Origin of the sequence: Gimibacter soli, from assembly GCF_028463845.1 — a bacterium.
Taxonomy (GTDB): domain Bacteria; phylum Pseudomonadota; class Alphaproteobacteria; order Sphingomonadales; family Kordiimonadaceae; genus Gimibacter; species Gimibacter soli.
On the sequence record NZ_CP116805.1, the window covers coordinates 2880068 to 2905000 of the forward strand.

Below are 24933 nucleotides of genomic sequence, written 5' to 3' on the forward strand. Positions count from 1 at the left end.
TCCTTTCTTGTCAATTGCTGAAGGCGGGGATGCCGGTGATGGCACGGCCAAGGATCAACGCATGCACATCATGGGTGCCTTCATAGGTATTCACGGCTTCAAGGTTCATGGCATGACGAATGACATGGAATTCATCCGAAACGCCGTTGCCGCCGTGCATATCGCGGGAAATGCGCGCGATCTCGAGCGCCTTACCGCAGTTGTTGCGCTTGATCAGCGAAATCATTTCGGGAGAGAAACGATCCTCGTCGATCAGGCGACCCACCCGCAGCGCGGCCTGCAGGCCAAGCGCGATGTCGGTTTCCATCTGGGCGAGTTTCAGCTGCGGGATCTGGTTTGCCGCGAGCGGACGGCCGAACTGCTTGCGGTCCAGCTGATACTGGCGCGCCGCAGCGAAGCAATATTCAGCAGCCCCCATCGCGCCCCAGGCAATGCCGAAACGGGCACGGTTGAGGCAACCGAACGGCCCGCCAAGGCCATCGGCGTTCGGCAGCAGGTTCTCTTCCGGCACGAACACATTGTCCATGACGATTTCACCGGTGACGGACGCGCGGAGCGAGAATTTGCCTTCGATCTTCGGGGTCGACAGGCCTTCCATGCCGCGCTCCAGGATGAAGCCCTTGATGCGGCCATCAAGTTTGGCCCACACGACCATCACGTCGGCGATCGGGCTGTTGGTGATCCACATCTTGTTGCCGGTCAGCTTGTAGCCGCCGTCAACCGCCACCGCACGGCTGGCCATGCCGCCAGCGTCGGAGCCATGGTCGGGTTCGGTGAGGCCGAAGCAGCCGACGAGCTCGCCCGCTGCCATTTTCGGCAGATATTTCATGCGCTGCTCTTCCGAGCCGTAAGCATAGATCGGGAACATGGCGAGCGAGCTTTGCACCGACATGGCGCTGCGGTAGCCGCTATCCACGCGCTCGATCTCGCGCGCGACAAGGCCGTAAGCCACATAATTGGTGCCGGCACAGCCGTATTTCTCGGGGATCGTCATGCCAAGGAGGCCGAGCTCGCCCAGTTCGCGGATGATTTCGCGGTCGAACTTTTCATGGCGGTTGGCTTCAAGGATACCCGGCATCAGGCGGTCCTGCGCATAGCCACGGGCCGTGTCGCGGATCATCCGCTCTTCTTCGGTCAACTGGCCATCAAGATCAAAGGGGTCTTCCCAATTGAAGGGCACGATCCCCTTCTTGTAATTCATCGACATGGTTTCATTCTCTTTGGGGCGCTGGGCCGGGGATGGCCATGCGTGCGCCAAGGTAAGTCATTCTGGAAGCGCGACGATAGCCTGCCCGAAATGGTCCGACAACACCCAATCGGAAACTGCCCGGATAGCGAACAGCCACCGATAAAGGCTAGAACCAGCCAGCTTTCCTGAGCCAAACGACAAGTGCCACACCGCATGCCATCAGGCCGCCGGTGACCCACCAGAAGGCGAGGCCATCCTCAGCCCCCGGCATGCCGCCAACATTGATGCCCAGAAGCCCGGTCACGAAGCTGAGCGGCAGGAAAATGGCCGCGACGACCGACAGGCGGTACATGTTGCGGTTCAGTTCATCCTGCGCCGCGCCCATCAGGGCCTCGCGCTGGATCTGCAGCCGTTCACCAAGGGCTTCAAGCTCGTCCAGCATGCGGGCGATGCGCTCACCCGCTTCGCTGAAACCCAGCCGGTTGGTGTGATTGAGCCACGGAAATCCTTCGGCCACCAGTTCATCAATCGCCAGCCGCATGGCGCCAAGATGCCGGCGATAATGCAGGCCAAGGCGGCGCAGGCGGGCGATCAGCTCACGGATCTCCTCGCCTTCGGCTTCCTCGTCGATCAGGTCTTCCAGATCGTTGGCGTCGCTTTGCAGGCCCGCGATCATCAGGGAGATGCTTTCGGTCGCCGACAGGCAAAGGGCAGATAGCAGGTCCCCCGCCTTCTTGGGGCCACGGCCAAGTTCCAGCCGCTCCTGCACACGGCGCACCGCCTTGATCGGGACGCGCTCGTAGGTCAGCACGCTTTTGCCGTCGGTCCATACGCGCAGCGAGACAACCTCGCCGGGTTCGGCACCGGCATTCAGGTTAGGCACCTTGAGGATGAGAAGCGCTTCATCGCCCAGCGCCTCGAAACGGGCGCGGGTTTCCTTGGACCGCATGGGCTCGAGAAGGGCGGACTCGACCGTATGTGCGGCGCGCGGCTGGGCGTCGCCGTGCGGTTCCCAGTTCAGGGCGCCATGTTCCCAAAGCGTCCCGTCCCCCAATTCGCATGGCTGCGCGGTGGCGCCGCCCTTGCCATCCAGAGCCAGACGGAAAAGCAGCGTCGCTTCACCCGAGACCATATCCATGCGGCACCTCCCTTTCCGGACCGACAGGCCTCAAGCCTGCCCCAAGCAGGCGAAAGGTGCAATGGCAATGGGCGGTTATCTCAGGCGCGTTCGATGAGAAGCGCGATCCCCTGCCCGACCCCGATACACATGGTGGCGATGCCGTAACGCCCGCCACGCCGCTCCAGTTCGCGGGTCAGCGTCAGCGCCAGCCGGGCGCCGCTCATGCCCAGCGGATGGCCAAGTGCAATGGCGCCGCCGTTGGGGTTCACATGGTCGGCGTCGTCAGCGAGCCCGAGGCCACGTGTGACGGCAAGGCCTTGCGCCGCAAAGGCCTCGTTCAGTTCGATCACATCGATATCGCCGATCTTCAGCCCCGTCCGCGCCAGCAGCCGTTCAGTGGCCGGCAGCGGCCCGATCCCCATCAGACGCGGCGCCACGCCGATGGTGGTGCCCGCCACGATACGGGCGCGCGGGGTAAGGCCGTGGTGTTTGGCTGCTTCCTCAGACGCAATCACAAGGGCGGCGGCCCCATCGTTGACGCCCGAGGCATTGCCCGCAGTCACACTGCCGCCCTCGCGGAAAGGCGTGGGCAACTTTGCGAGGCTTTCGAGGCTCGTATCCGCGCGGGGATGCTCGTCCGCTTCCAGCGTGCGCACTTCCTTGCGGGAAACGCGGACTTCCACGGGCATGATCTCGCCCATGAAGAAGCCGTCCGCTGCCGCCTTCGCCGCCCGCTGCTGTGACCGCAGGGCGAAGGCATCCTGATCGGCGCGCGAAATGCCATGAGCTTCGGCCACATTCTCGGCGGTTTCCGGCATGGAATCGGTGCCGAAGCGTTTGTCCATCAACGGGTTGACGAAGCGCCACCCGATAGTGGTGTCGTAAATCCGGGCGTCGCGGGAATAGGCGCTTTCAGCTTTCGGCATCACGAAGGGCGCGCGTGACATGCTTTCCACCCCGCCCGCGAGGATGAGGTCAGCGTCACCCGCCTTGATGGCACGACCGGCCATCGCCACTGCATCAAGGCCCGATCCACAGAGGCGGTTGACGGTGACCCCCCCCACGCCTTCCGGCAGGCCCGCAAGAAGAGCCGCCATCCGCGCCACGTTCCGGTTGTCCTCGCCTGCCTGATTGGCGCAGCCGAGGATCACATCATCAATCAGTGACGGATCAAGAGACGGATGGCGCTTCAAAAGCTCGGCGAGCGGCAAGGCCGCAAGGTCATCGGCCCTCACCGGCGCCAGCGCGCCGCCAAAGCGACCAATCGGGGTGCGGATGCCGTCGCAGATCCAGGCATTTGCCATCGGAAGTCTCCTCTCCTGTTGCCCTGATTTATCGGCCCTTCGGCGCCTCGGCGCAACGCTTTCGCACAAAGCTTCGCATTGCGCACAGTAATTTCAGGGACACGCGTTTCCCTGCATGACAAGCACGAAAAGGTCGTTATAAGCTATTGAAATGACCGATGTTGACCGCCGCCTGCGCATTGCTGTCCGCTCCTTTGTGGACATTTACCGCGAAATCGAACGGGCCGCCCGTGTAGGGCGGATGACGATCCCGCAGTACAAGCTTTTGCTGTACTTACGTGCCGGGCCGCAGCGTGCCGGTGAACTGGCCGCCCTTGCCGCCGTCAAGAAGCCGACAATCACCCCGATTGTGGCCACCCTTGAAGACCGTGGCTGGGTCGCGCGCGAGGCTGATCCCGATGACCGCCGTTCGAGCCGCCTGATGATGACGGACGAAGGCCGCTTCGCCATGAATGCTTTTGAAAGCGAACTGGCCGAAGTGCTGGATACGCTCCTGCCTGAAGGCAGCAAGGAGCATTTCTACGAGATGTTCGATATCCTCAACACCGCGCTTTATTCGAGCGTCGAGGAGCGGCTGCGCTATTTCGAGTTCGAATAGCCAACAAAAAAGGCGGCCCCGAAGGACCGCCTTTCGCCCGAGATCAAACCCGATCAGAAGCTGAGTTTTTCATACCGCGCCAGATGATGGTCGATGGAGCCGAAAAGCCCTTCAAGGATCGTCGCGCGCTTGAAATAATGGCCAACCGCCAGTTCATCCGTCATGCCCATGCCGCCATGGATCTGGATGGCATTCTCGCCAACGAACTTGCAGGCATGCCCGACCTTCGCCTTGGCAAGCGACACGGCAGCCGCGCGGGCCTTGGCATCTTCGCCGAGTTTAAGGGTCGCCATCAGGGTCATCGAAACGGCTTGTTCGACTTCCATGAACATATCCACCATGCGGTGTTGCAGCACCTGGAAATCGGCAATCGCACGACCGAACTGCTTGCGTTCCTTGGCATATTCCATCGTCTGGGCATGCAGTTGATGGAGGCACCCAACCGCTTCGGCACAAGCCGCAACGGTGGCTTCGTCCACCACAAGCTCGATCTCAGCGATGCCATCTTCGGCGGTGAGAAGCGCGTCGGCGCCCACCGACACATTGTCGAACTGCACTTCGGCAGCCGTGCCGCCATCAACGGTCGGGTAGGACCGCATGCTGATACCCTTGGCACCCGCTTCCACGAGGAAAGCGGCAACGCCTTTTGCGGTTTTGGCGGTGACCACAAAATGCGTGGCCCACGGCGCACCGGCGACAACCGATTTCTGGCCGCTGATCGTGTAACCGCCACCCGAGGCCTTGGCTTCGGTTTTCACAGCGGCGAGGTCATAACGACCCGTCGGCTCGGCATAGGCAAAGGCAACAATCGCCTCGCCCGAGATCAGCTGTTCGATCATGCCTTCGGCGGCCGCACTTTTCGACCGCTTCAGGAAGCCGCCCGCCACCACGACAGTGGAAAGATAGGGCTCCACCGCCAGCGCCTTGCCGAACTCTTCCATGATCAGCATGTTTTCAAGCGCACCGCCGCCAAGGCCGCCCTGCTCTTCCGAGAAGGCTGCACCAAGGATGCCAAGCTCTTCCGCCATCGCGGTCCAGACACCGGCATCGCGGCCAGCGTCCGAGCCCGTCATCTTGCGGCGGGCCTCGAAATCATAGGCATCGGCGAAATAGCGCGACAGGGTGTTCCTGAGAAGGGTCTGTTCTTCGGTATATTCGAAATTCATGGTTCTTCTTCCGTCCCTTAGAGCCCGAGGACCATCTTGGCGATGATGTTGCGCTGGATCTCGTTCGACCCGCCATAAATGCTGGTTTTGCGCATGTTGAAATAGCGGGGCGCCGCCTGATGCGCGTAATCCGGCCCGATCGGATAGATATTGTCGCCGTCCTGCGGGAATCCGCGGAAGTAAGGCGCGCCGTAATGACCGACAGCCTCCAGCACCAGTTCGGTGATGCGCTGCTGCACTTCGGTGCCCTTGATTTTCAACAGGCTCGATTCCGGCCCCGGCCCCTTGCCGGCCTGTTCGTTCGCCAGAACGCGCAGCTCGGTATATTCAAGGGCGGTCAGGTCCATCTCCAGCTCGGCAATCTTACGGCGGAAGAAGGGGTCCTCGATGAGCGGGCGGTCGTTTGCCTGCTCGGTCTTGGCGATCTGCTTCAGCTTCTCGATCCCGCGTTTGGAGCGCGCCACACCGGCAATCCCGGTGCGCTCGTGCGCCAGCAGGAACTTGGCGCAGGTCCAACCCTTGTTTTCGTGGAAGATGCGGTTTTCGACCGGCACTTTCACATTATCGAGGAAGACCTCGTTCACTTCATGCTCGCCGCCCAAAGTGATGATCGGCCGCACGGTGATGCCCGGCGATTTCATGTCAATGAGCAGGAAGGAGATGCCTTCCTGCATCTTGGCGTCCGGGTCCGTGCGCACAAGGAAGAAGCCCCAGTCGGCGTGCTGGGCGAGCGTCGTCCAGGTTTTCTGGCCATTGACGATATAATGGTCGCCCTGGCGCTCGGCTTTGGTGCGAAGCGATGCGAGGTCCGACCCTGCACCCGGCTCCGAATAGCCCTGACACCACCAATCGTCACCCGACAGGATGCGCGGCAGGAAGCGCGCCTTCTGCTCCGGCGTACCGAAGGTATAGATGACGGGGCCAACCATGTTGATGCCAAAGGGCAGGATCATCATCGTATCGGCCTTGGCGCATTCGTCAGCGAAGATGAAACGCTCCACCGTCGACCAGCCGGGGCCGCCATATTCCTTCGGCCAGCCCGGCGCAACCCAGCCCTTTTTGGCAAGGATGCGATGCCAGGCCAGATAATCCTCTTTGCCGAGCTCTTCGCTGTCGGCCAGTTTGGACTTCAGGCTGTCGGGATAATTTTCCGCGATGAAGGCACGGACCTCTTCCCGGAACGCGATCTGTTCCGGCGTGAAATCGAGATTCATGATCGTCCTCTCCCCATGGTGCGCCTCGGGCCAGCCGCCACACACCACCTCATTTAGTTAGTGATCCTAACCAGATTGCCACACTCGGTCCGTGCGGGCAATCCCGCATCAAACCGAACGGTCTTAAAATTGGCCTTGGCCCCATATCCCCATCCGTGCCAGTGTGATAGCCGGGCCGGGCGGCGTCAAGACCGACCGAACGGCCAGACAGATGCTCAGGGAGGCGGCATCCGGTGCCAGAAAAAAGCCCGACATTCCGGCGCGACTTCGCGCTTCTTTTCACCGTTCTTCTGGTTGTGGCAGCAGGAAACACGGCGCTGCAATCGGTGCTGCCCTCCATCGGGCGGCTTCTGCATATCTCCGATGTGCTGATTGCCATCATCTTTTCCTTCTCCGCGCTTCTCTGGACCATCGCTGCCCCCTTCTGGGCACGCCAGTCGGACTTGCGTGGCCGCAAGCGGCTGGTGCTGATTGGCCTCGGCGGCTATGTGGTTTCGATGACAGCCTGCGGCCTCGCGATTTTCGCGGGCATCGAAGGCTGGCTGCCGGCCCTTGCGGTTTTCCTGTTCTTCACCGTGGCGCGTGGTCTTTTCGGCCTATTCGGCTCCGCTTCCAACCCGGCGGCGCAAGCCTATGTCGCGGCGCGCACATCGAAGGCCGAACGCACACAGGCGCTGGCGACCCTCGGCTCCGCCTTCGGGCTCGGCACCGTGCTTGGCCCCGCCATGGCGCCCTTCCTGATCCTGCCGGTTGTCGGGCTTTCCGGCCCCATCTTTTCCTTCGCCGTGATAGCGCTTGTCACCGCCATCACCATCCTGAAGCTGCTGCCGAACGACACGGTCGTCCTCAAAGCCGGGGACGGCGGCGCGGCAGCGAGCCTGCCGAGCATCGGGGGCGGGCCGACCGGTGCTTCCGCCGTCGCCGCAGACAAGGGCGCGAAACACCGCCTTTCGTGGAAAGACGAACGTGTCATGCCGCTGATGGTTTTCGGTTTCATGATGGGCAGCATGCAGGCATTGACCGGCCAGACGCTCGGCTTCCTGATCATCGACCGCACAGGCCTTGGCCCCACCGAAGCCGCCCACCAGATCGGTATCGCGCTGATGGCCGGCGCTGTGGCCACGCTTTTCGCCCAGTGGGGCCTGATCCGCATGTTCCATATGACGCCAAAGCAGCTGATGCGCTGGGGCGCGGCCATGGCCTTTCTCGGCACGCTGATCACCGCCCTGACGCCTGATTTTTACGGGATTGTTGTCGCCTTCGCGCTCACCTGCATGGGCTACGGCTTCGCGCGGCCGGGCTTCACGGCTGGCGCCTCGCTTGCGGTCGGAGAAGCCGACCAGGGGGCAGTTGCCGGCGCGGTGACGGCGGTGAACGGCTCCACCTTCATCCTCGCCCCGGCGGTTGGCATCGGGCTTTACCAGATTGCACAGCCCCTGCCGTTCCTCGCCGCCGCGGCCTGCCTTGCGGCCCTGTATGTCTATGCCTACAGGAACCGCGTATTGGCGCAGGATTATGACGACGGCAAGGAGGAAGCTGCCTGATCAGGCAGCGCTGAAGCCCTTGCCTTCCCTGACGAGCCTTTCAAGAAGCGCAGACGGCTTGAAGTCCGCCCCCATCGTGGTCTCGAACTCCTGCATGCGCTTCAGCACCTTGTCGAGACCCACGAGCTCGCCCCAGAACATGGGGCCGCCCCGATAGACCGGCCAGCCATAGCCGTTGATCCAGACGATATCGATGTCGGATGCGCGGTAGGCCTTGCCTTCCTCGAGGATTTTCGCGCCTTCATTGACCATGGGATAGAGGCAGCGCTCTAATATTTCTTCATCGCTGATGCTGCGACGCTTGATGCCGGCTTTGGCGGAAAGATCGAGGATGATCTTTTCCGTCACCGGGCTCGGGCTGCCGACACGCTTCTCGTCATAATCGTAGAAGCCTGCACCGGTTTTCTGGCCGCGGCGGTCCATCTCGCACAGTAGATCGCGGACGGTTTCACCCTTCGAGGTTTCCTTGGACCAGCCGATATCAAGGCCGGCCAGATCACCCATCTGGAACGGCCCCATCGGCATGCCGAAATCATAAAGCACGCGGTCCACATCCCACGGCATCGCGCCCTCAAGGATCAGCTTCTGTGCCTCGCGCTGGCGGGCGGCCAGCATGCGGTTGCCGATGAAGCCATGGCATACGCCAGCCACCACACCGACCTTGCCGATCTTGCGGGCGAGATCGAGCGCTGTGACAAGCACGTCCGATGCCGTTTTCTCAGCCCGCACGATCTCCAACAAGCGCATCACGTTGGCGGGTGAGAAGAAGTGCAGCCCCAGCACATCGCCCGGCCGTTTGGTGACCGAGGCGATCTCGTCCACATCCAGATAGGATGTGTTGGTGGCGAGGATCGCGCCGGGCTTGGCGAGCGCATCAAGCTTGGTGAAGACCTCTTTCTTGATGTCCATATTTTCAAACACCGCCTCGATGACGAGGTCGGCCTCGGCGACGGATGCGAGATCAAGGCTGCCGGTGAGGCACCCCATGCGCTTCTCCACATCGTCCGCGCTGATACGGCCCTTGGCGGCAGTGTTTTCGTAATTCTTGCGAATGACACCGAGCCCGCGTTGCAGGGCTTCGTCTTTCATCTCGATGATGGTGACGGGGATGCCGACATTCGCGAAATTCATCGCGATGCCGCCGCCCATCGTGCCAGCGCCGATGATGGCAACCTTGCCGATGGCGCGCGGCTTCACATCGCCGTCGAGGTTCGGGATCTTGGCGGCTTCGCGTTCCGAGAAAAAGACATAGCGCTGGGCGGCCGATTGGCTGCCGGTCATCAGCTTCATGAAGGCATCGCGCTCAAACTTCATGCCTTCGTCGAACGGCAGGTTCACAGCCGCCTCGATACATTTGATATTGGCCTCGGGCGCTTCAAAGCCCCGGAACTTGCGGGCATTCGCCTTGCGGAATTCGTCAAATAGGCCGGGATTGGCGCGGGCCTCGGCAAGTTTTTCGTCCATATCGCGGATGCGGCGGAGCGGCTTGCCCTCGGCCACAGCCTTGCGTGCAAAAGCGATAGCGGCGGCTTCAAGCCCGCCTTCATCGGCCAGCTCGTCCACAAGGCCCATCGCATGCGCCTTTTTCGCCGGCACATGATCGCCGCCCGTCACCATCTTGAGCGCGGCTTCTGCGCCAACAAGACGCGGCAGGCGCTGCGTACCGCCGGCGCCCGGCAGCAGGCCGAGCTTCACTTCCGGCAGGCCGCATTTGGCCGAAGGCACAGCAACCCGCCAATGACAGGCAAGTGCAACCTCGAGCCCGCCGCCAAGCGCGGTGCCGTGGATCGCTGCTACAACAGGCTTGCCAACATTCTCGATGGCTTCTTCCACATCGTGCAGGCTCGGGCCCTGCATCGGCTTGCCGAACTCGCGGATATCGGCGCCCGCGATGAAGGTACGGCCATCGCAGGCCAGCACGATGGCGGTGATATCAGCATTGGCGCCGACTGCATCGAATGCGGCCTTGAGCCCGGCGCGCACGTCTGCCGACAGTGCATTCACCGGCGGATTATCGACCCGCACAACGGCCAGATCGCCCTCGGTCTCAAGCCGTACGGTATCGCTGAATTTGGTCACAAGCATACTCACCCTCCCTTGATCAGATAATTTCGCGGGGGATTGTAAGGGAGGCTAACCAAATTGACGATTCAATTTTCCGAAACGCTGGCTGCTACCATTTCCGGCTGGCGCACGGGCAGGCCGACGGTCACAGTTGTGCCCTCCCCTTCGGCGGAATCAAGCCATACGGTCCCGTTATGGCGGCGAGTGATCTCGCGCACGATGGCAAGGCCAACCCCGTGCCCCCCAGCGGTATCGGACCTATCCCCACGCTGGAACATTTCGAACACCTTGGGCAACTTGTCCGCTGCGATACCGCGCCCGGTATCCACCACCTGGATACTGATCCAGTCCCGGTCGCCTTTTGCCTGGATTTCGATCCGGCCCTGATCGGTGTATTTTACCGCGTTCGACAGGATATTTTCAAAGAGCCGCCAGACAAGCAGTCTGTCGCCTGCCATCGTCAACTTGCCCTCAACATTCAGGTTAATATTCAACCCCTTGCGACGTGCGTCCAGCTCAAGCTCGTTGATAATACTGCGGAAAATATCCGCCAGATCAAACTCGCTGAGTTCCAGTTCGATGGCGCCGGACTTCAGCCGTTGCACCTCGACAATCTGCCGGACAAGGCCGCTGAGCCGCTGGCCCGCATCGCGGATATCGCGCACATAGCTGAGGTTGCGGCCTTCAAGCTCGTTGCCATGCACCTTCATTTCCAGCATTTCGGAAAAGCCGATGATGGCATTGAGGGGTGTTTTGAAATCATGGCTGACATTGGCAAGCATCGCATCACGCGCCTCGATCTCGGCCTGAAGCTCTTCGTTGAGCGCCGCGTGATCCAACATCAGCTGTTCAAGCCGGGCTGTGCGCGCCTTCACGCGTTCTTCCAGCTCATTGATCAACCGATCCCGATCCGATTCAGCCTTTTCCTTCTCCCTGATGCCGGCACGCAATTCCTCATTCAGTTTCGCCATAACCACGACCGACGGCATATTGGCCACATGCCGCATATTCATCAGGAGAAATGCCGCCGTCACGAGGGATACCGCCGCCGTCGCAGCCTTCAATATCCCCTCAAGGGCATAAATCGGCTGCCACATGGTGACGATACCGAACACATGGGTGATACCGCAAAGAAGGATGAAGGCCGCAAACAACCCGGCCACGGGCGCGGGCAGCAGGTCGGGCCGGTCCCGGCGGACTTTCAGAAGCGCAAAAGGGATGATGAAGTAGGCGATGGCGATAGCCGCATCGGAGCCAACATGCAGATGGATGATCCTGTCATCCCAGATCAGGCAATACCCATGGGGCGCAAAACCCGCATCCCCCACGAGCCACTCGTAGAGACTAGACATGACAAGACCCCCAGTCGCCCGATACTGTTTCTACAGGGCGGCATTCAACCGCCAGACGCCTCAAGCGGTTGATAATATAGCAATAGGCGAGAAAAACAACCAAAGGGCCGCGACCACCATCCTCTTGTATGATGGACGAATGCCGCGCACCGCCTTATAGTTCGTGCACCTAACCAATTATGGACCGATAGCGAGAAACGGCGAAGTACCATGAGTGACCTTATTCCGATGAGTGATGTGATCAACGGCCTTGCCCCCGCGGGCGAAGGCTTCAGCCTGACGGTGCCCCCCGGCTGGGGACAGGGCCGTTCGGCCTTCGGCGGGCTGACGGCTGCCCTTGCCGTCAATGCCATGCGGCAAAAGCTCGGGGCAGATGAACGCCCGCTGCGCTCGCTTCTCGTTTCCTTCGTCGCCCCTGTCCTCCTCGGTGAAAAGGCCGATATCGAGGCAAACCTGCTGCGCGCCGGCAAATCGGTCATTCAGGCCGAAGCCCGGCTCGTCTCAGGCGGCGGTGTGGCGGCTGTCGCACAGGCCGCCTTTGGCGACGCGCGCCCGACCAAAGGCTCGTCACCCCTTGCGGCCTTCACGCCCGAAGAACGCGATAGCGTACCCGCAGCCCCGTTTGTGAAAGGACTGTTCCCCGATTTCCTCGAGAATTTCGAGATTCGCTGGACCGGCGGCGGCATCCCTTCAAGCGGCAGCAATTCCACCCGCATCGGCATGTGGGTGCGCTTCCGCAATCCGGTGGATGAAGCCCTTGCGACCGAACGGCTGATCGCCATCGCCGACATGCCCCCGCCCGCAATGCTATCGCATTACCGCGAACGCAAAACGGCAAGTTCGCTTACCTGGTCGCTCGATTTCCTCGTCGATCCGCGCGAGGTGACAGGCGAATGGTTCTATCTGGACTTTTCCCTGGATGCTGCTGACGGCGGCTATTGCCAGCAAACCGGCCGCATCTTCACGGAAGACGGTCGGCTTGTGATGATCGGCCACCAAGTGATGGTCTATTTCGAATAATCAGGCGATGCGGTGACGCAGGGTGCCGACGCCATCGATGCCCCCTTCGATGAGTGCACCCTTCGTGACCGCCCCTACCCCCGCTGGCGTACCGGTGAAGATCAGGTCACCGGGCGCGAGTGTCACAAAACGCGACAGCTCGGCAATGATTGCAGGAACCGACCAGATCATGTCGCCAAGGTCCGCGTCCTGTCGGACTGCGCCATCGACCGAAAGCCATATCCGCCCGGTAGCGGGATGCCCGGCCTTGGCCGCCGGTACCAGCGAGCCAATGGGCGCCGACTGGTCAAACCCTTTGGCCATATCCCATGGAGAGCCGCCCTTCTTGGCCAGTCCCTGCAGGTCCCGCCGGGTCAGGTCGTTTCCTACCGCATAACCGAAGACATGCGACAGCGCATCGGCCTCGGCAATATTGGCGCCGCCGGACTTCAGCGCGACGACAAGCTCGATTTCAAAATGCAGGTCTGCTGTCATCGGCGGGTAGGCCGCGTCAGCACCATCGGTGACAAGCGCGTCCGCCGGCTTCGAGAAAAAGGTCGGCGGTACCGATTTGGGATCTCCGCCCATTTCGCGCACATGGTCGGCATAATTGCGGCCAACGCAATAGATGCGGTGCACGGGGAAACGGGCATCCGTGCCGTCAACAGGCACACTCGTAGTTACTGGTGCAGGGATCACAAAATCGGTCATCGCATATCTTCCAGGACAGTCAGCGGGACAGGGATACAGGGGTCAGTGCCCCAGCCTCACCCCGGCTTACCCTGACGCCATAGACCTTGGCAAGCAGCGCATCGGTCAGCACGTCGCCAGGCGTGCCTTCTGCCACCTTGCGGCCGCCATCCAGCACGACCAGGCGATCGCAGTAACGTGCGGCGAGCGACAGGTCGTGCATCACGACAACAACCGCCTTGCCGCCAGTTGCCACCTCTTTCAGCACATTCATCACGCTCAACTGGTGGGCGGGGTCAAGCGCTGCCACCGGCTCGTCGGCGAGCAACAGCGGCGCATCTGCGGCGAGTGCCCGGGCAAGCAGCACGCGGGCGCGCTCGCCGCCTGAAAGATCAGTCGCGGGCCGGTCCCGCAAGGCTGCGATATCGGCCAGCTCCATTGCCCGCTCGACAGCATCCCGGTCGGCCTCGCTTTGCTGCGTAAACAAGGGACGCGTGCCACGCCCGAGCGCGACGAGCGCTTCAACCGTAAGTGGCCAGTGAACGGTCGGGCTTTGCGGCAGATAGGCGATCCGACCGGCCAGCCGGTGTGCGGGCAGCAGGGAGAAATCTTCGCCCATCAGGGTGAGCGTGCCGGTCGTCAGCGGCAGGAAACGCAGCAGCGCACGCAAAAGGCTCGTTTTGCCCGCCCCGTTGGGGCCAATGAGGCCGACGACTTCCCCCGCCGAGACGGCCATATCCACGCCGTCCACCACCCAGCGACCACCAAGGCTGACGGTCAGTCCCTTCGCTTCGAGGATACTGCTCATCGCATCTGCCGCCGTGTCTTGAGGATAAGGGCAAGGAAGAAAGGCACACCCAGAAGGGCGGTCAGAACACCAAGCTTCAATTCCTGTTCGGTGGGGATCACCCGGAGGAGCCCATCGGCAAGCGTTACCAGCAGTGCGCCACCAAGGGCCGACGGCAGCAGCAGCCGGGCCGGATCGTGCCCCACGAAGGGCCGGATCATATGCGGCACCATCAGCCCCACGAAACCAATCGTGCCAGCGATGGCAACCGACGCCCCGACCGCCAACGCACTGCCGGCGACCACCAGAAACCGCACGCGGCGGAGGTTGACCCCGGCGCTTTCCGCCACGTCATCGTCCAAGGTGAGGTGCGCGAGCGAGGGGCCTGCCATCATCAACAGTATCCAGCCCGGCAGCATGAACGGCAGCGCCAGCAGGATATCGGCTTCCGACCGGTTGGCGAGCGAACCTAGGAGCCACAGCACGATATTGCCGAGCGAGAAGGGATTGGGCGACAGGTTCATGGCAAGCGAGGTCAGCGCGCCAGCAAGGTGCGAGAGCGCGATCCCGACAAGGATCAGCGTCAGCGCGCTCGGATCCCGCCGGGCAAACACATAGAGAAGCGACGTTGATATGAGCGCCCCAAGGAGGGCAAACCCCGGTACCGCATAGGCGCTGACGGCACTGAGCCCATAGTAAAGCGCGATAACTGCCCCGAGGCTGGCGCTGGCACTGACGCCGATCACGCCGGGGTCCGCGAGCGGATTTTTGAGCAGCCCCTGCAGGGCCGCGCCAGCAAGGCCGAGCGACGCCCCGACCATCAGCCCCGCCACAAGGCGCGGCAGCCGGATTTCCCGCACGATTAGGGCGGCCTTGTCGCTTTCAGGATTGCCGACAAGGCCCTTCACCACGTCACCGGGTCCAAGGCTGGTGCTGCCAACCGCAAGCGCCAGAAGGCAGGCGAAAAGCAGAAGTACCAGAAGCATCAGATTGACCCGCGCGCCGATCATCGGGCGGCTCCTTCCGCGCGTTGCAGCGGATAGGCTGTCTCGGCGATCCGCTCAGCGGCCTCAACCGCGAACCATGCCCCGCAGGAAAGATAGCGCGACGGGATCATGACCACAGGCCGCGAGGCCAGAAGGTCGCGAAACAGGCTGTGCCGGGCGATGGACCAGTGATCGATATAATTGCGGTCGAGATCGAAGAAGCCGCCGACGATCAGGTCCGGCGGGTCGGTCACCAGCGCTTCAAGGTCGATCGGAAACCAGCCGGCACGGCCGCCTTCCGCCGCCATGTTGATCACACCTCCCGCCCGCATCAGTTCATCGACAAAGGTGCCGGCACCGGTCGTCACGCCGCCGGGCGTTACATACAGCGCGCGGAGGGTTGGCCTGCCTTCGGCGCGCGTCTTCAGCTCATTGCGCGCGGCATCGAAGGCGACTTTCAGCGCCGCGGCCTTGTCCGGCTGGCCGAGCGCTTCGCCTACAGCAATCAGGGCATCGCCTGCGGCATCAAGGCTGTCTGCATAGGGAATATCCACGCCGCGCATGCCAAACTTGCCAAGATACCGGGTGGCCTCGAACCCGCCGCCCCAGGCGCGAACAACGATGCTGGCGTCGGTCGTCAGCACATCCTCGCTAACCGGACGCACGGTCGGCAGCCCGGCTGCGGCGTCGGCATAATAACTGTAGGCGGTGGTGGCCGCTGGCGAAAGCGCAGTGATCTGGTGCCGGGGCGTCAGTGCCAGCACATACTGGTCCGCACAATAATCAAGGGATAGCACCCCCTCTGCGGCCGCAGCGGTGCTGAACAAAAGAGACAATAAGGGCACGAAGCGCCGCATGAAACCGATCCGTCGTTATCCGGATGTCGTCGCGGCTGCTGGCCACGTCCTTCAGCTGATCCCGGCCGAAGACCCATGACGACGCGGTGGCAGGTTCCTGACTTTGCCGCCGGCGCGGCTCACAGTTGCGGGCACAGTGCCGGATTTGGGGGCATCCCCCACACCGGCTTCCCTTTTAACCCCGCACGCGGGGCACCACCGCCAAAGGTTTTACGGCACGAACAGGCAAAATGGCAAGGCCCGTGAAAGCCTTGCCATTTTCTCGGTTGCTGATGGCAGCGCCGGTTTATGCGACGGTCAGCTGGACGTCGATGTTGCCGCGCGTGGCGTTCGAATAGGGGCAAACCTGGTGCGCCTTGGCGACCAGATCTTCGGCCACCGCGCGCTCGAGCCCCGGCAGCGCTACTTCAAGCGCCACGGTGAGGCCGAAACCGCCTTCCGAGCGTGGGCCGATGCCGACGGTTGCCGTCACAGTTGCCTCAGCCGGTACCTTGATCTTGGCCGGGCCCGCCACAGCTTTCATCGCGCCAATAAAGCAGGCCGCATAGCCCGAAGCGAAAAGCTGCTCGGGGTTGGCGCCTTCGCCGCCCGCACCGCCAAGCTCCTTCGGCGTGGAGAGCTTCACACTGAACGATCCGTCAAGCGTACCCGACTGGCCGTCGCGGCCGCCCGTTGCACGGGCCGTAGTTTCATAAAGCACTTTTACAGACATGGTTGCTTCCTTTCGGGTTTGGGGTCACTGCCCTTTAAATTATCGAACGATTTGATCGTGTGCGATATATATGCCTCACCAGCTCCATTGTCAATCGCTTGAAAATATATCGCGTGCGATTTATATTGAGATCAGTATTTTCAAGGAGAGATGCGATGCAAGGCACCGAGACCGATATCCCGGACGATATTGCGCTCAATGACATGGTCTGTTTCGCCGTCTATTCAGCGGGGCACGCCTTCAACCGCGTCTACAAGCCACTTCTTGACCGGCTCGGCCTCACCTACCCGCAGTTCCTGACCATGATAGCGCTCTGGAATGAAGACGACCAGACAGTGGGGAGCCTCGGCACCAAGCTATCGCTTGAAAGCTCCACCCTCACCCCGCTTCTGAAGCGACTGGAAGGCATGGGCCATATCGAACGCCACCGCGACAAGGCGGACGAGCGCGTTGTGCGGATCAGGCTGACCAGCCAGGGCCGCTCCCTAAAAGACGGAGCAAAGGATATCCCCGGCTGCATTGTCGCGGCGACCGGCATGCCAGTAGGTGACCTGATCCGCCTGCAGCGCGAAATCATGACGCTTCGGAAATCGCTTGAAGCTTCCCTTGCCTGAGGTGCTCGATTATGAATAGCGGGTCGAAAGGGCAATTGGTGCCCTGATACGTCGTGAAAGTTCGGCGCAAATGGCGGTGTTCAAAAATCTGCAAGTCGGGGACCCAGCCCCGTGGTTTCATCAACGAAGCTACGATCAGGAAAAGTACCATTTCGACAGCGTTGCCGGGCGCTACATGGTGCTTTGCTTCTTCGCTACTGCCGCGGATTCTCGTAGTAAGGCTGCACTTGAGCATGTCTATGCGATGGGCGACATTTTCAATGATCGCCACGCAGCCTTTTTCGGTGTCAGTAATGACCCGACCGATGAAACGAACGGTCGCGTCGCAAATCGCATGCCGGGCTATCGCTTCTTCTGGGATTTCGATTTCAAGATCAGCAAGCTATATGCCGCCTGCGCCGCCGACGAATCTGACCCCAGAGCGTCATTTGCACGCCGCTGGGTCATTCTCGACCCCACCTTGCGGGTTATTTCGATTATTCAGTTCGAGAAAGACGGCAGTGATCTTGTTACACTGACAAACCTGCTAAGGGCCTTGCCACCTGTCGATATGTTTGCGGGAATGGAGCTGCAGGCGCCGGTAATCCTGCTTCCAAACGTCTTCAGCCACGAACTGTGTGACAGGCTTGTCAGCCTTTATGACATGCATGGCGGGCGCGAATCCGGGGTGATGCGGGAAATCAACGGCCGTACAGTCGGTGTGCGAGAGGACGACTTCAAACGCCGCTCTGACTATCATATCGAAGATAAAGAGTTGCAGAAAGAACTCCGCACGCGCATCCGTCGCACCGTGGTACCTGAAATCGCCAAGGTTCACCAGTTCACGGTCACGCGGATGGAGCGGTTTATTGTTGCCTGCTACAAGGCCGAAGACGGCGGCCATTTCAGTGCCCACCGCGACAATACAACGGCCGGCACCGCACACAGGCGCTTCGCAACATCGATCAATCTGAATGACGACTTCGAAGGCGGCGAGCTCCGTTTCCCGGAATATGGTTCGCGCTCGTTCCGCATCCCGAAAGGTGCCGCCGTTGTCTTCTCCTGCTCGCTCCTCCACAAGGTCAATCCGGTGACGAAAGGCAGGCGGTATGCCTTCCTGCCCTTCCTCTATGACGATGCTGCAGCAGCCATCCGCGAGAAGAATGCCGGCACGATCGACTACTTACCGGTAAAACTCGCCTGAACCTTGGTTAAAGAAACGGGACGAAGCGTTTTGCCGTTGCGACAGGCCGCCGCGACCGCTTCGCCCGATCGCGTTACACTGTTCCCGCTTACACACATGCATGAGGGGAATGGGGATGACGCGGGTTTCTCTTACAATCAATGGCCAGCCACGCCAGTTTGACGGCGACGGCGAGATGCCGCTTCTGTGGCATCTGCGCGAAGGCGCCGGGCTAAAGGGTACCAAATTCGGCTGCGGGATCGGCGCATGCGGTGCCTGCACCGTGCATATCGATGGCACCGCCGCCCGCAGCTGCAGCGTGCCGATGAGCACTTTGGAAGGCGCCAATATCACCACCATCGAGGGACTGGCCGAAGGCGCACGGCTCCATGCCGTGCAGGAGGCCTGGATCGCCGAAGATGTGGCCCAGTGCGGTTATTGCCAGGCCGGCCAGATCATGGCCGTTGCCGCGTTCCTGAAGGATTATCCCGAACCGACCGATCAGGATATCGCCGAGAACATCACGAACCTTTGCCGCTGCGGCACCTATGTCCGTGTCCGCAAGGCGATCAAGCGCGCCGCCAAGTCGCTGCAACCGGCCTGAGGGGAGAAAAGCCATGAATGCAATTTCCCGCCGCGGCTTCCTCAAGGGCACTGCCGCCCTTGTCATTTCCGTTTCCGCCAATCCGATGGTGCTGGCCGCCGACGCTGCGAACAACGCCGGCAATGTAACGCCCTGCCTGCGCTTTACCGAAGCCGGCGAGATTTTCATCTGCGTGCCGGTGCCCGACATGGGCCAGGGCATCATCACAACAGCCGCACAGATCATCGCGGAAGAGCTGGAGCTGGATCCGGCAAGCGCGAAGATCGAGATGATGGCCTTCACCGGCCACAGCAGCAGCGATGGTCGCGCCGTTGAAGGCAAGCTGCCCCACGGTGCCGGCGGCAGCCTTTCGACCATGACCATGTGGGGCGAGCTTCGCCGCACCGCCGCCTTTGCGCGTAACCTGTTCATTCATGCGGCAGCCGCGCGCTGGCAGGTCCCCGAACGCGGGCTGAAGGTCAGCGGCGGCGAAGTCGTGGATGCAAAAGGCAAGCGGACCCTCCCGTTCAAGGATCTGGTCGCAGACACCCGCGATCTTGAATATTCGGTCATCCCGGTCAATGCGGAGCCGAAGGCACAAAAGGCCTTCACCCGCATCGGCAAGGACCAGATCAATGTTCACGCCCGCGCCATTGCCACGGGCGAGCCGATCTTCGGGATCGACGCCGAAATCCCCGGCATGCTGCATGCCGTGATCCGGCGTTGCCCGCACCTGAATGGCACCCTCGTCTCCTATGACCGTGAGGCGCTCCTGAAAGCCCCAGGCGTGCGCCACGTGGTGGAACTGAAGCGCATCCCGGAAGACGTGACCAAAACGCGCAGGGTGACACCCGGCATTGCCATCGTTGCCGATAGCTACTGGCAAGCCCGGAAAGCCGCTGATGCCGCCCAGATAACGTGGGACGGCCGCATTTCCGAAGCCGACAGCACCGACAGCATGAAAGCCCGGATGCTCGCGCATCTGGATACCGGCACTCCGGTCGACAGTGTCTCAGGCGGAGACCTTCAGGCAGCGTTCGAGGATGCAGACCAGATCGTGGAGGCAACTTACTGGCATCCGCACTGGGCCCACACCTGCATGGAGCCGCACAATTGCATTGCCGATGTGAAGGAAGACAGTGCCGAAATCTGGCTCAGTCACCAGTCACTGACGGAATCGATGAATTATGCGGCCGAGGCCACCGGCCTGCCGGTCCACAAGATCAAAAGCAATATCTATCGCTGCGGCACCGGGCTTGGCCGCAAATATGCCGATGACTTCGTGATGGAAGCCTGCCTTGTCTCCAAGGAAATCAAGGCGCCGGTGAAGGTCACATGGTCGCGCGAGGACGAGATCGAGCAGGATCTGGTGAACCCTTCGGGCGCGTACCGGATGCGGGCATCGCTCGACAAGAAGGGCCAGATCACCGGCTGGCATTTGCGCTCGGCGGCATGCGGCTGGCTCTCGAATGCTGCGAAGGAGCCGCCTTCGGGGCTTGTCGACAATTATCTCGGCGAATGGGGCTTCATCGAAAACAATGTGCGCCGCGGCGCATGGCGCGGGCCGCAGCATAATACAGCGGGGTTTGTCACGCAGAGCTTCCTCAACGAGCTTGCCCATGCAGCCGGGCGCGATCCGCTCGATTTCCTGATCGATCTTTATTCCCAGAAAGCCGCGCTCAAACTGCCGACATGGCCCTACCCCGTTCTGGATTTCAGCCGCTTCGTAGCAATGCTGAAACGCGTGGCGAAGGAGGCTAACTATGGTCGCAAGCTGCCGGCTGGCTGGGGTCAGGGTATTGCCATCTACCACACCTTCTCGGGCACCTGCGCGCATGTGGTCGAGGTGGAAATGATAAATGACGCCAAGGACTTCCGCGTCCACAGGGTGACAAGCGCCATCGACTGCGGTCTTGCCGTCAATCCGCTCGGCGTGCGGGCGCAGGTCGAAGGTGGTGTCGTGGACGGCCTATGTGCCGCCCGCTACGGCAAGCTCGTCTTCGAGAAAGGCGTACCGGTGAGCAACAATTTCGACACCTACAGGAAGCTCCGGCTCGCTGAAGCCCCGATGGAGATCAACACGACCATCATGGATTTCGGCGATACCGAGCCCCGCGGGACGGGCGAGGTGGCGCTGCCGCCCTTCATCCCGGCCCTCACCAACGCCATCTTCGCAGCGTCGGGCAAGCGTATCCGCGAACTGCCGATCATGGAGAACTTGTAAGATATCCGCGGATTGCCTAACCTGAAGGCCAGGCCCTAACCAACCGCGAAGGAGACATTTTGTGACGAAGGCTGTTTACGACAAGGTCGGCAAGGCCCGGTGATGCATCCCGCCCCCCATGTGGGGCGGGGAGGCTCATTGGCCTTAGAGGCCGACCCGGCGATCGGAAACCTTATGGATTCCGCGCCTTTTGTCGTACTTCTCGATTCCGTTGAGGAATCATACAGCCGGAGATATCCGAAATGACTTCACGGTTCCTTAGTCTGGCCGACCTTGGCTGGACGCCGTATTTTGCTTCTCAGTTCACCCCCAGCGCCTCGTCTGACGAGCGCGCGGTCAGGGTAATGGCGGTCCACCGCGGCCATGTCACCATTGCCGGGGAAGACATCGATACGACCATTCAGTCACATCTGCCCGGCGCCCCCGGCGAGGAAGACCGGCCCACGGTTGGCGACTGGCTTGTCATCGAGCGCACCAGTCTTCGCCCCGTGCGGCTTCTCAAGCGCAGCAGCCTTTTCAAGCGCCGCGCTGCGGGCACAGGCCGCGAGCTTCAGCTGATTGCTGCCAATGTCGACACCCTGTTCGTGGTGACGTCCTGCAACCGCGACTTCAATCCCGCACGGCTGGAACGGTATCTCGTTCTGGCCAGCGAAGCCGGCGTCATGCCGGTGGTTGTACTGACGAAAGCTGACCTCGCCGACGATGTGGCGGACTATGCCAAGGCGGCCCGGCGGCTGCTTTCCGGCCTCGTCGTCGAAACCCTTGACGCGCGCGACCCCGACGCGGCTGCGGTTCTTGCCGCATGGTGCGGCAAGGGGCAGACTGTCGCCCTCCTCGGCTCGTCCGGGGTCGGCAAATCCACGCTCGTCAATTCGCTGTCCGGCGGCGATGCCCTGACGGGCGCCGTGCGCAGGGGCGACACCAAGGGGCGGCACACCACCACGGGGCGGTCCCTGCACCGGCTGGAACAGGGCGGATGGCTCCTCGACACTCCCGGCATGCGTGAGCTGCAACTTGCCGACGTCCAGGAAGGGCTGGATGAAGTTTTCAACGACATTGCCGCCCTGGCAGGAGAGTGCCGCTTCTCAGACTGCGCCCACGACAGCGAACCGGGCTGTGCGATCAAGGAGGCACTGGAAAACGGCAGTCTGGAGCCTGAACGACTGGCCCGCTGGCTCAAGCTCGCAGCCGAGGATGCCCACAATCGCGCCTCGCTTGCCGAGCGCCGGTCGCGCGAACGCGCCTTCAGCAAGATGGCGCGGTCCGTAATACGGGGCAAGAACACCCGAACAGAGCGCTAGACGCTCAAAATTGCGCACCGAAGGGGCTAATCAGTCCCTTCGGTTGCGGATTTGGGTGCCAACCCAGCATTTGAACAACAAAAAACCGCCGTCCACGAGGGATCGGCGGTTTTTTGGTCAATCATGAAGATGTTTATCGCTATTTTGTAGATCTGGCGGCGACCTACTCTTCCGCAGCTTGAGCTGAAGTACCATTGGCACGAGGCCCTTTCACTTCCGGGTTCGGGATGGGACCGGGTGGTTCGAACCTGTCATAACCACCAGATCGACAAAATAGCGATTGTTGCGTTTGCGGGATGTCGAGACATGCTGCTTGATCTTCCATTTGGCTGAGTGAGTTTTGATCACTGGCTATGGAGGGCTCTCAAGCCTATCGAGCAATTAGTACCGGTTAGCTTCATGTGTTACCACACTTCCACACCCGGCCTATCAACGTGGTGGTCTTCCACGGCTCTCAGAGAGACCTTATCTTGAGGGAGGCTTCCCGCTTAGATGCTTTCAGCGGTTATCCCGTCCGCACATAGCTACCCTGCGATGCGGCTGGCGCCACAACAGGTACACCAGAGGTGCGTTCACCCCGGTCCTCTCGTACTAGGGGCAACTCCTCTCAAGTCTCTTGCGCCCACGGCAGATAGGGACCGAACTGTCTCACGACGTTCTAAACCCAGCTCACGTACCACTTTAATCGGCGAACAGCCGAACCCTTGGGACCTGCTCCAGCCCCAGGATGTGATGAGCCGACATCGAGGTGCCAAACACTGCCGTCGATATGAGCTCTTGGGCAGTATCAGCCTGTTATCCCCAGCGTACCTTTTATCCGTTGAGCGATGGCCCTTCCACACAGAACCACCGGATCACTATGACCGACTTTCGTCTCTGTTCGACTTGTCAGTCTCACAGTCAGGCAGGCTTATGCCATTGCACTCAACGACCGATTTCCGACCGGTCTGAGCCTACCTTCGCGCGCCTCCGTTACCATTTGGGAGGCGACCGCCCCAGTCAAACTCCCCACCACAGAGGGTCCCAGTCCCGGCTTCACGGGACGTGGTTAGACATCAGGAACAACAAGGGTGGTATTTCAATGATGGCTCCACAAGAACTGGCGTCCCTGCTTCAAAGCCTCCCACCTATGCTACACATGTTATCCCTAATGCCACTCTGAAGTTGGAGTAAAGGTGCATGGGGTCTTTCCGTCTGACCGCGGGTACTCCGCATCTTCACGGAGAATTCAATTTCGCTGAGTCTGTTCTGGAGACAGTGGGGAAGTCGTTACGCCATTCGTGCAGGTCGGAACTTACCCGACAAGGAATTTCGCTACCTTAGGACCGTTATAGTTACGGCCGCCGTTTACCGGGGCTTCAGTTCGCAGCTCTCACCGCTCTCCTTAACCTTCCGGCACCGGGCAGGCGTCAGACCCTATACGTCGTCTTTAGACTTCGCAGAGCCCTGTGTTTTTAGTAAACAGTCGCCACCCCCTGGTTTGTGCCCCCACCAATGAGTTGCCTCAAAGATGGGCCTCCTTCTCGCGAACTTACGGAGGTAATTTGCCGAGTTCCTTCAGAACAGTTCTCTCAAGCGCCTTGGTATACTCTACCAGTCCACCTGTGTCGGTTTGGGGTACGGTCTATAAGGAGGGGCTATTTCCTGGGACACCTTCGCGGCCCGCTCAATCCAATAAGAGCGAACAACTTACAGTATCCGTCACATCCCTCCAGGCTCTGGAATATTAACCAGATTCCCATCGACTACGCCTTTCGGCCTCGCCTTAGGGGCCGGCTCACCCTGCGCGGATTAGCCTTGCGCAGGAACCCTTGGACTTTCGGCGACAGTGTCTCTCACACTGTTTGTCGCTACTCATGTCAGCATTCTCGCTTCCGATACCTCCAGCATGGCTCACGCCACACCTTCAACGGCTTACGGAACGCTCCGCTACCACGTGCTTACGCACATCCACAGCTTCGGTACTTGTCTTGAGCCCCGGTACATCTTCGCCGCAGGACAGCTTATTTAGACCAGTGAGCTGTTACGCTTTCTTTAAATGATGGCTGCTTCTAAGCCAACATCCTGGTTGTTTTGGCCGTCCCACATGCTTTCCCACTTAGACAAGATTTAGGGACCTTAGCTGGTGGTCAGGGTTGTTTCCCTCTCGACTATGGACGTTAGCACCCACAGTCTGTCTCCCAGGCTCTACTCTACGGTATTCGGAGTTTGGTTAGACTTGGTAAGGCTCGCGCCCCCCGCATCCATCCAGTGCTCTACCCCCGTAGGTAATACCTGAGGCACTACCTAAATAGTTTTCGCGGAGAACCAGCTATCTCCCGGTTTGATTGGCCTTTCACCCCTAGGCACAAGTCATCCCCGTCTTTTTCAACAGACGTGGGTTCGGTCCTCCAGTCGGTGTTACCCGACCTTCAACCTGCTCATACCTAGATCACCGGGTTTCGGGTCTAATCCACTTAACTCAGTC

20 protein-coding genes, 2 rRNA genes and 1 riboswitch (1 of these 23 running past the window's edge) are annotated in these 24933 nt (G+C 61.0%); of the genes, 8 read left to right on the plus strand and 14 right to left on the minus strand.

All coding sequences use genetic code 11. The features are described 5' to 3' along the window. Positions 1–10: 10 nt before the first annotated feature. The 3 genes from PH603_RS13285 to pcaF all read right to left on the minus strand — a co-directional run bounded on the left by PH603_RS13285 (position 11) and on the right by pcaF (position 3613). The gene (locus PH603_RS13285; protein WP_289503024.1) at positions 11–1207 is read right to left on the minus strand and encodes an acyl-CoA dehydrogenase; all 1197 of its coding nucleotides are present in this window, start codon (positions 1205–1207) and stop codon (positions 11–13) included. A 148-nt stretch (positions 1208–1355) separates the two neighbouring features. Next, entirely contained in the window at positions 1356–2327 is a 972-nt protein-coding gene (locus tag PH603_RS13290) for a CorA family divalent cation transporter (RefSeq protein WP_289503025.1), read from the minus strand. Between the two features lie 80 nt (positions 2328–2407). Continuing rightward, positions 2408–3613, minus strand: a complete 1206-nt coding sequence (gene pcaF / locus PH603_RS13295; protein WP_289503026.1) for a 3-oxoadipyl-CoA thiolase — start codon at positions 3611–3613, stop codon at positions 2408–2410. Between the two features lie 151 nt (positions 3614–3764). Between pcaF and PH603_RS13300 the strand changes: the two genes are divergently transcribed. Then, positions 3765–4211, plus strand: a complete 447-nt coding sequence (locus tag PH603_RS13300; protein ID WP_289503027.1) for a MarR family winged helix-turn-helix transcriptional regulator — start codon at positions 3765–3767, stop codon at positions 4209–4211. A 53-nt stretch (positions 4212–4264) separates the two neighbouring features. Here the strand turns inward: PH603_RS13300 and PH603_RS13305 are convergent, their stop codons facing one another. Beyond that, positions 4265–5377 (minus strand): acyl-CoA dehydrogenase family protein, encoded by a 1113-nt coding sequence (locus PH603_RS13305; RefSeq protein WP_289503028.1) that lies wholly within the window; start codon positions 5375–5377, stop codon positions 4265–4267. A gap of 17 nt (positions 5378–5394) precedes the next feature. After that, positions 5395–6591: an acyl-CoA dehydrogenase family protein gene (locus tag PH603_RS13310; protein ID WP_289503029.1), complete on the minus strand. Its 1197-nt coding sequence runs from the start codon at positions 6589–6591 to the stop codon at positions 5395–5397. Between the two features lie 233 nt (positions 6592–6824). On the opposite strand from PH603_RS13310, the gene PH603_RS13315 reads away from it, so the two are divergent. Continuing rightward, a complete protein-coding gene (locus PH603_RS13315; RefSeq protein ID WP_289503030.1) occupies positions 6825–8135 on the plus strand; it encodes an MFS transporter in 1311 nt (436 codons plus the stop codon). Here PH603_RS13315 and PH603_RS13320 read toward each other — a convergent pair whose 3' ends face one another. Together PH603_RS13320 and PH603_RS13325 are read right to left on the minus strand one after the other, a co-directional pair. After that, positions 8136–10214 carry a 3-hydroxyacyl-CoA dehydrogenase NAD-binding domain-containing protein gene (locus PH603_RS13320; protein ID WP_434783327.1) on the minus strand — a complete coding sequence of 693 codons (2079 nt, stop codon included), beginning with the start codon at positions 10212–10214 and terminating at the stop codon, positions 8136–8138. 71 nt (positions 10215–10285) lie between these two features. Next, positions 10286–11551: a sensor histidine kinase gene (locus tag PH603_RS13325; protein ID WP_289503032.1), complete on the minus strand. Its 1266-nt coding sequence runs from the start codon at positions 11549–11551 to the stop codon at positions 10286–10288. A gap of 210 nt (positions 11552–11761) precedes the next feature. Between PH603_RS13325 and PH603_RS13330 the strand changes: the two genes are divergently transcribed. Next, complete coding sequence (locus tag PH603_RS13330) at positions 11762–12571, plus strand: thioesterase family protein (protein ID WP_289503033.1); 810 nt, start codon at positions 11762–11764, stop codon at positions 12569–12571. On the opposite strand, the gene PH603_RS13335 is transcribed toward PH603_RS13330, so the two are convergent. The 5 genes from PH603_RS13335 to PH603_RS13355 all read right to left on the minus strand — a co-directional run bounded on the left by PH603_RS13335 (position 12572) and on the right by PH603_RS13355 (position 16582). Beyond that, positions 12572–13261, minus strand: a complete 690-nt coding sequence (locus PH603_RS13335; RefSeq protein ID WP_289503034.1) for a fumarylacetoacetate hydrolase family protein — start codon at positions 13259–13261, stop codon at positions 12572–12574. 19 nt (positions 13262–13280) lie between these two features. Next, positions 13281–14048: an ABC transporter ATP-binding protein gene (locus PH603_RS13340; protein ID WP_289503035.1), complete on the minus strand. Its 768-nt coding sequence runs from the start codon at positions 14046–14048 to the stop codon at positions 13281–13283. Next, positions 14045–15037 (minus strand): FecCD family ABC transporter permease, encoded by a 993-nt coding sequence (locus tag PH603_RS13345; RefSeq protein ID WP_289503036.1) that lies wholly within the window; start codon positions 15035–15037, stop codon positions 14045–14047. Before PH603_RS13345 ends, PH603_RS13340 begins: the two co-directional genes overlap by 4 nt. After that, positions 15034–15810 (minus strand): ABC transporter substrate-binding protein, encoded by a 777-nt coding sequence (locus PH603_RS13350; RefSeq protein ID WP_289503037.1) that lies wholly within the window; start codon positions 15808–15810, stop codon positions 15034–15036. The genes PH603_RS13345 and PH603_RS13350 overlap by 4 nt, the downstream gene beginning before the upstream one ends. 131 nt (positions 15811–15941) lie before the next feature. Next, positions 15942–16085, minus strand: a riboswitch (cobalamin riboswitch). Between the two features lie 71 nt (positions 16086–16156). Then, positions 16157–16582: an organic hydroperoxide resistance protein gene (locus PH603_RS13355; RefSeq protein ID WP_289503038.1), complete on the minus strand. Its 426-nt coding sequence runs from the start codon at positions 16580–16582 to the stop codon at positions 16157–16159. A gap of 155 nt (positions 16583–16737) precedes the next feature. Here PH603_RS13355 and PH603_RS13360 point away from each other — a divergent pair, with 155 nt between their 5' ends. The 5 genes from PH603_RS13360 (at position 16738) to rsgA (ending at position 22466) form a co-directional block, all read left to right on the plus strand. Further along, entirely contained in the window at positions 16738–17196 is a 459-nt protein-coding gene (locus PH603_RS13360; RefSeq protein ID WP_289503039.1) for a MarR family winged helix-turn-helix transcriptional regulator, read from the plus strand. 70 nt (positions 17197–17266) lie between these two features. Beyond that, a complete protein-coding gene (locus tag PH603_RS13365; protein WP_289503040.1) occupies positions 17267–18379 on the plus strand; it encodes a 2OG-Fe(II) oxygenase family protein in 1113 nt (370 codons plus the stop codon). A gap of 115 nt (positions 18380–18494) precedes the next feature. Continuing rightward, complete coding sequence (locus tag PH603_RS13370) at positions 18495–18962, plus strand: (2Fe-2S)-binding protein (protein ID WP_289503041.1); 468 nt, start codon at positions 18495–18497, stop codon at positions 18960–18962. Between the two features lie 13 nt (positions 18963–18975). Further along, a complete protein-coding gene (locus PH603_RS13375; protein WP_289503042.1) occupies positions 18976–21165 on the plus strand; it encodes a xanthine dehydrogenase family protein molybdopterin-binding subunit in 2190 nt (729 codons plus the stop codon). A gap of 242 nt (positions 21166–21407) precedes the next feature. Beyond that, the gene (rsgA, locus tag PH603_RS13380) at positions 21408–22466 is read left to right on the plus strand and encodes a ribosome small subunit-dependent GTPase A (protein WP_289503043.1); all 1059 of its coding nucleotides are present in this window, start codon (positions 21408–21410) and stop codon (positions 22464–22466) included. Between the two features lie 150 nt (positions 22467–22616). Here rsgA and rrf read toward each other — a convergent pair. Together rrf and PH603_RS13390 are read right to left on the minus strand one after the other, a co-directional pair. Then, positions 22617–22731 (minus strand): 5S ribosomal RNA (gene rrf / locus PH603_RS13385). Between the two features lie 95 nt (positions 22732–22826). Beyond that, positions 22827–24933 (minus strand): 23S ribosomal RNA (locus PH603_RS13390) (it continues 633 nt past the right edge of the window).

Bases quoted from the DNA above. Each gene is read 5' to 3' on its own strand.
- PH603_RS13300 (WP_289503027.1), top strand. From the start codon at position 3,765: ATGACCGATGTTGACCGCCGCCTGCGCATTGCTGTCCGCTCCTTTGTG.
- PH603_RS13325 (WP_289503032.1), bottom strand. From the start codon at position 11,551: ATGTCTAGTCTCTACGAGTGGCTCGTGGGGGATGCGGGTTTTGCGCCC.
- PH603_RS13375 (WP_289503042.1), top strand. From the start codon at position 18,976: ATGAATGCAATTTCCCGCCGCGGCTTCCTCAAGGGCACTGCCGCCCTT.
- PH603_RS13365 (WP_289503040.1), top strand. From the start codon at position 17,267: ATGGCGGTGTTCAAAAATCTGCAAGTCGGGGACCCAGCCCCGTGGTTT.
- PH603_RS13340 (WP_289503035.1), bottom strand. From the start codon at position 14,048: ATGAGCAGTATCCTCGAAGCGAAGGGACTGACCGTCAGCCTTGGTGGT.
- PH603_RS13335 (WP_289503034.1), bottom strand. From the start codon at position 13,261: ATGACCGATTTTGTGATCCCTGCACCAGTAACTACGAGTGTGCCTGTT.
- PH603_RS13290 (WP_289503025.1), bottom strand. From the start codon at position 2,327: ATGGATATGGTCTCGGGTGAAGCGACGCTGCTTTTCCGTCTGGCTCTG.
- PH603_RS13370 (WP_289503041.1), top strand. From the start codon at position 18,495: ATGACGCGGGTTTCTCTTACAATCAATGGCCAGCCACGCCAGTTTGAC.
- pcaF (WP_289503026.1), bottom strand. From the start codon at position 3,613: ATGGCAAATGCCTGGATCTGCGACGGCATCCGCACCCCGATTGGTCGC.
- PH603_RS13360 (WP_289503039.1), top strand. From the start codon at position 16,738: ATGCAAGGCACCGAGACCGATATCCCGGACGATATTGCGCTCAATGAC.
- PH603_RS13310 (WP_289503029.1), bottom strand. From the start codon at position 6,591: ATGAATCTCGATTTCACGCCGGAACAGATCGCGTTCCGGGAAGAGGTC.
- PH603_RS13285 (WP_289503024.1), bottom strand. From the start codon at position 1,207: ATGTCGATGAATTACAAGAAGGGGATCGTGCCCTTCAATTGGGAAGAC.
- rsgA (WP_289503043.1), top strand. From the start codon at position 21,408: ATGACTTCACGGTTCCTTAGTCTGGCCGACCTTGGCTGGACGCCGTAT.
- PH603_RS13345 (WP_289503036.1), bottom strand. From the start codon at position 15,037: ATGATCGGCGCGCGGGTCAATCTGATGCTTCTGGTACTTCTGCTTTTC.
- PH603_RS13355 (WP_289503038.1), bottom strand. From the start codon at position 16,582: ATGTCTGTAAAAGTGCTTTATGAAACTACGGCCCGTGCAACGGGCGGC.
- PH603_RS13305 (WP_289503028.1), bottom strand. From the start codon at position 5,377: ATGAATTTCGAATATACCGAAGAACAGACCCTTCTCAGGAACACCCTG.
- PH603_RS13330 (WP_289503033.1), top strand. From the start codon at position 11,762: ATGAGTGACCTTATTCCGATGAGTGATGTGATCAACGGCCTTGCCCCC.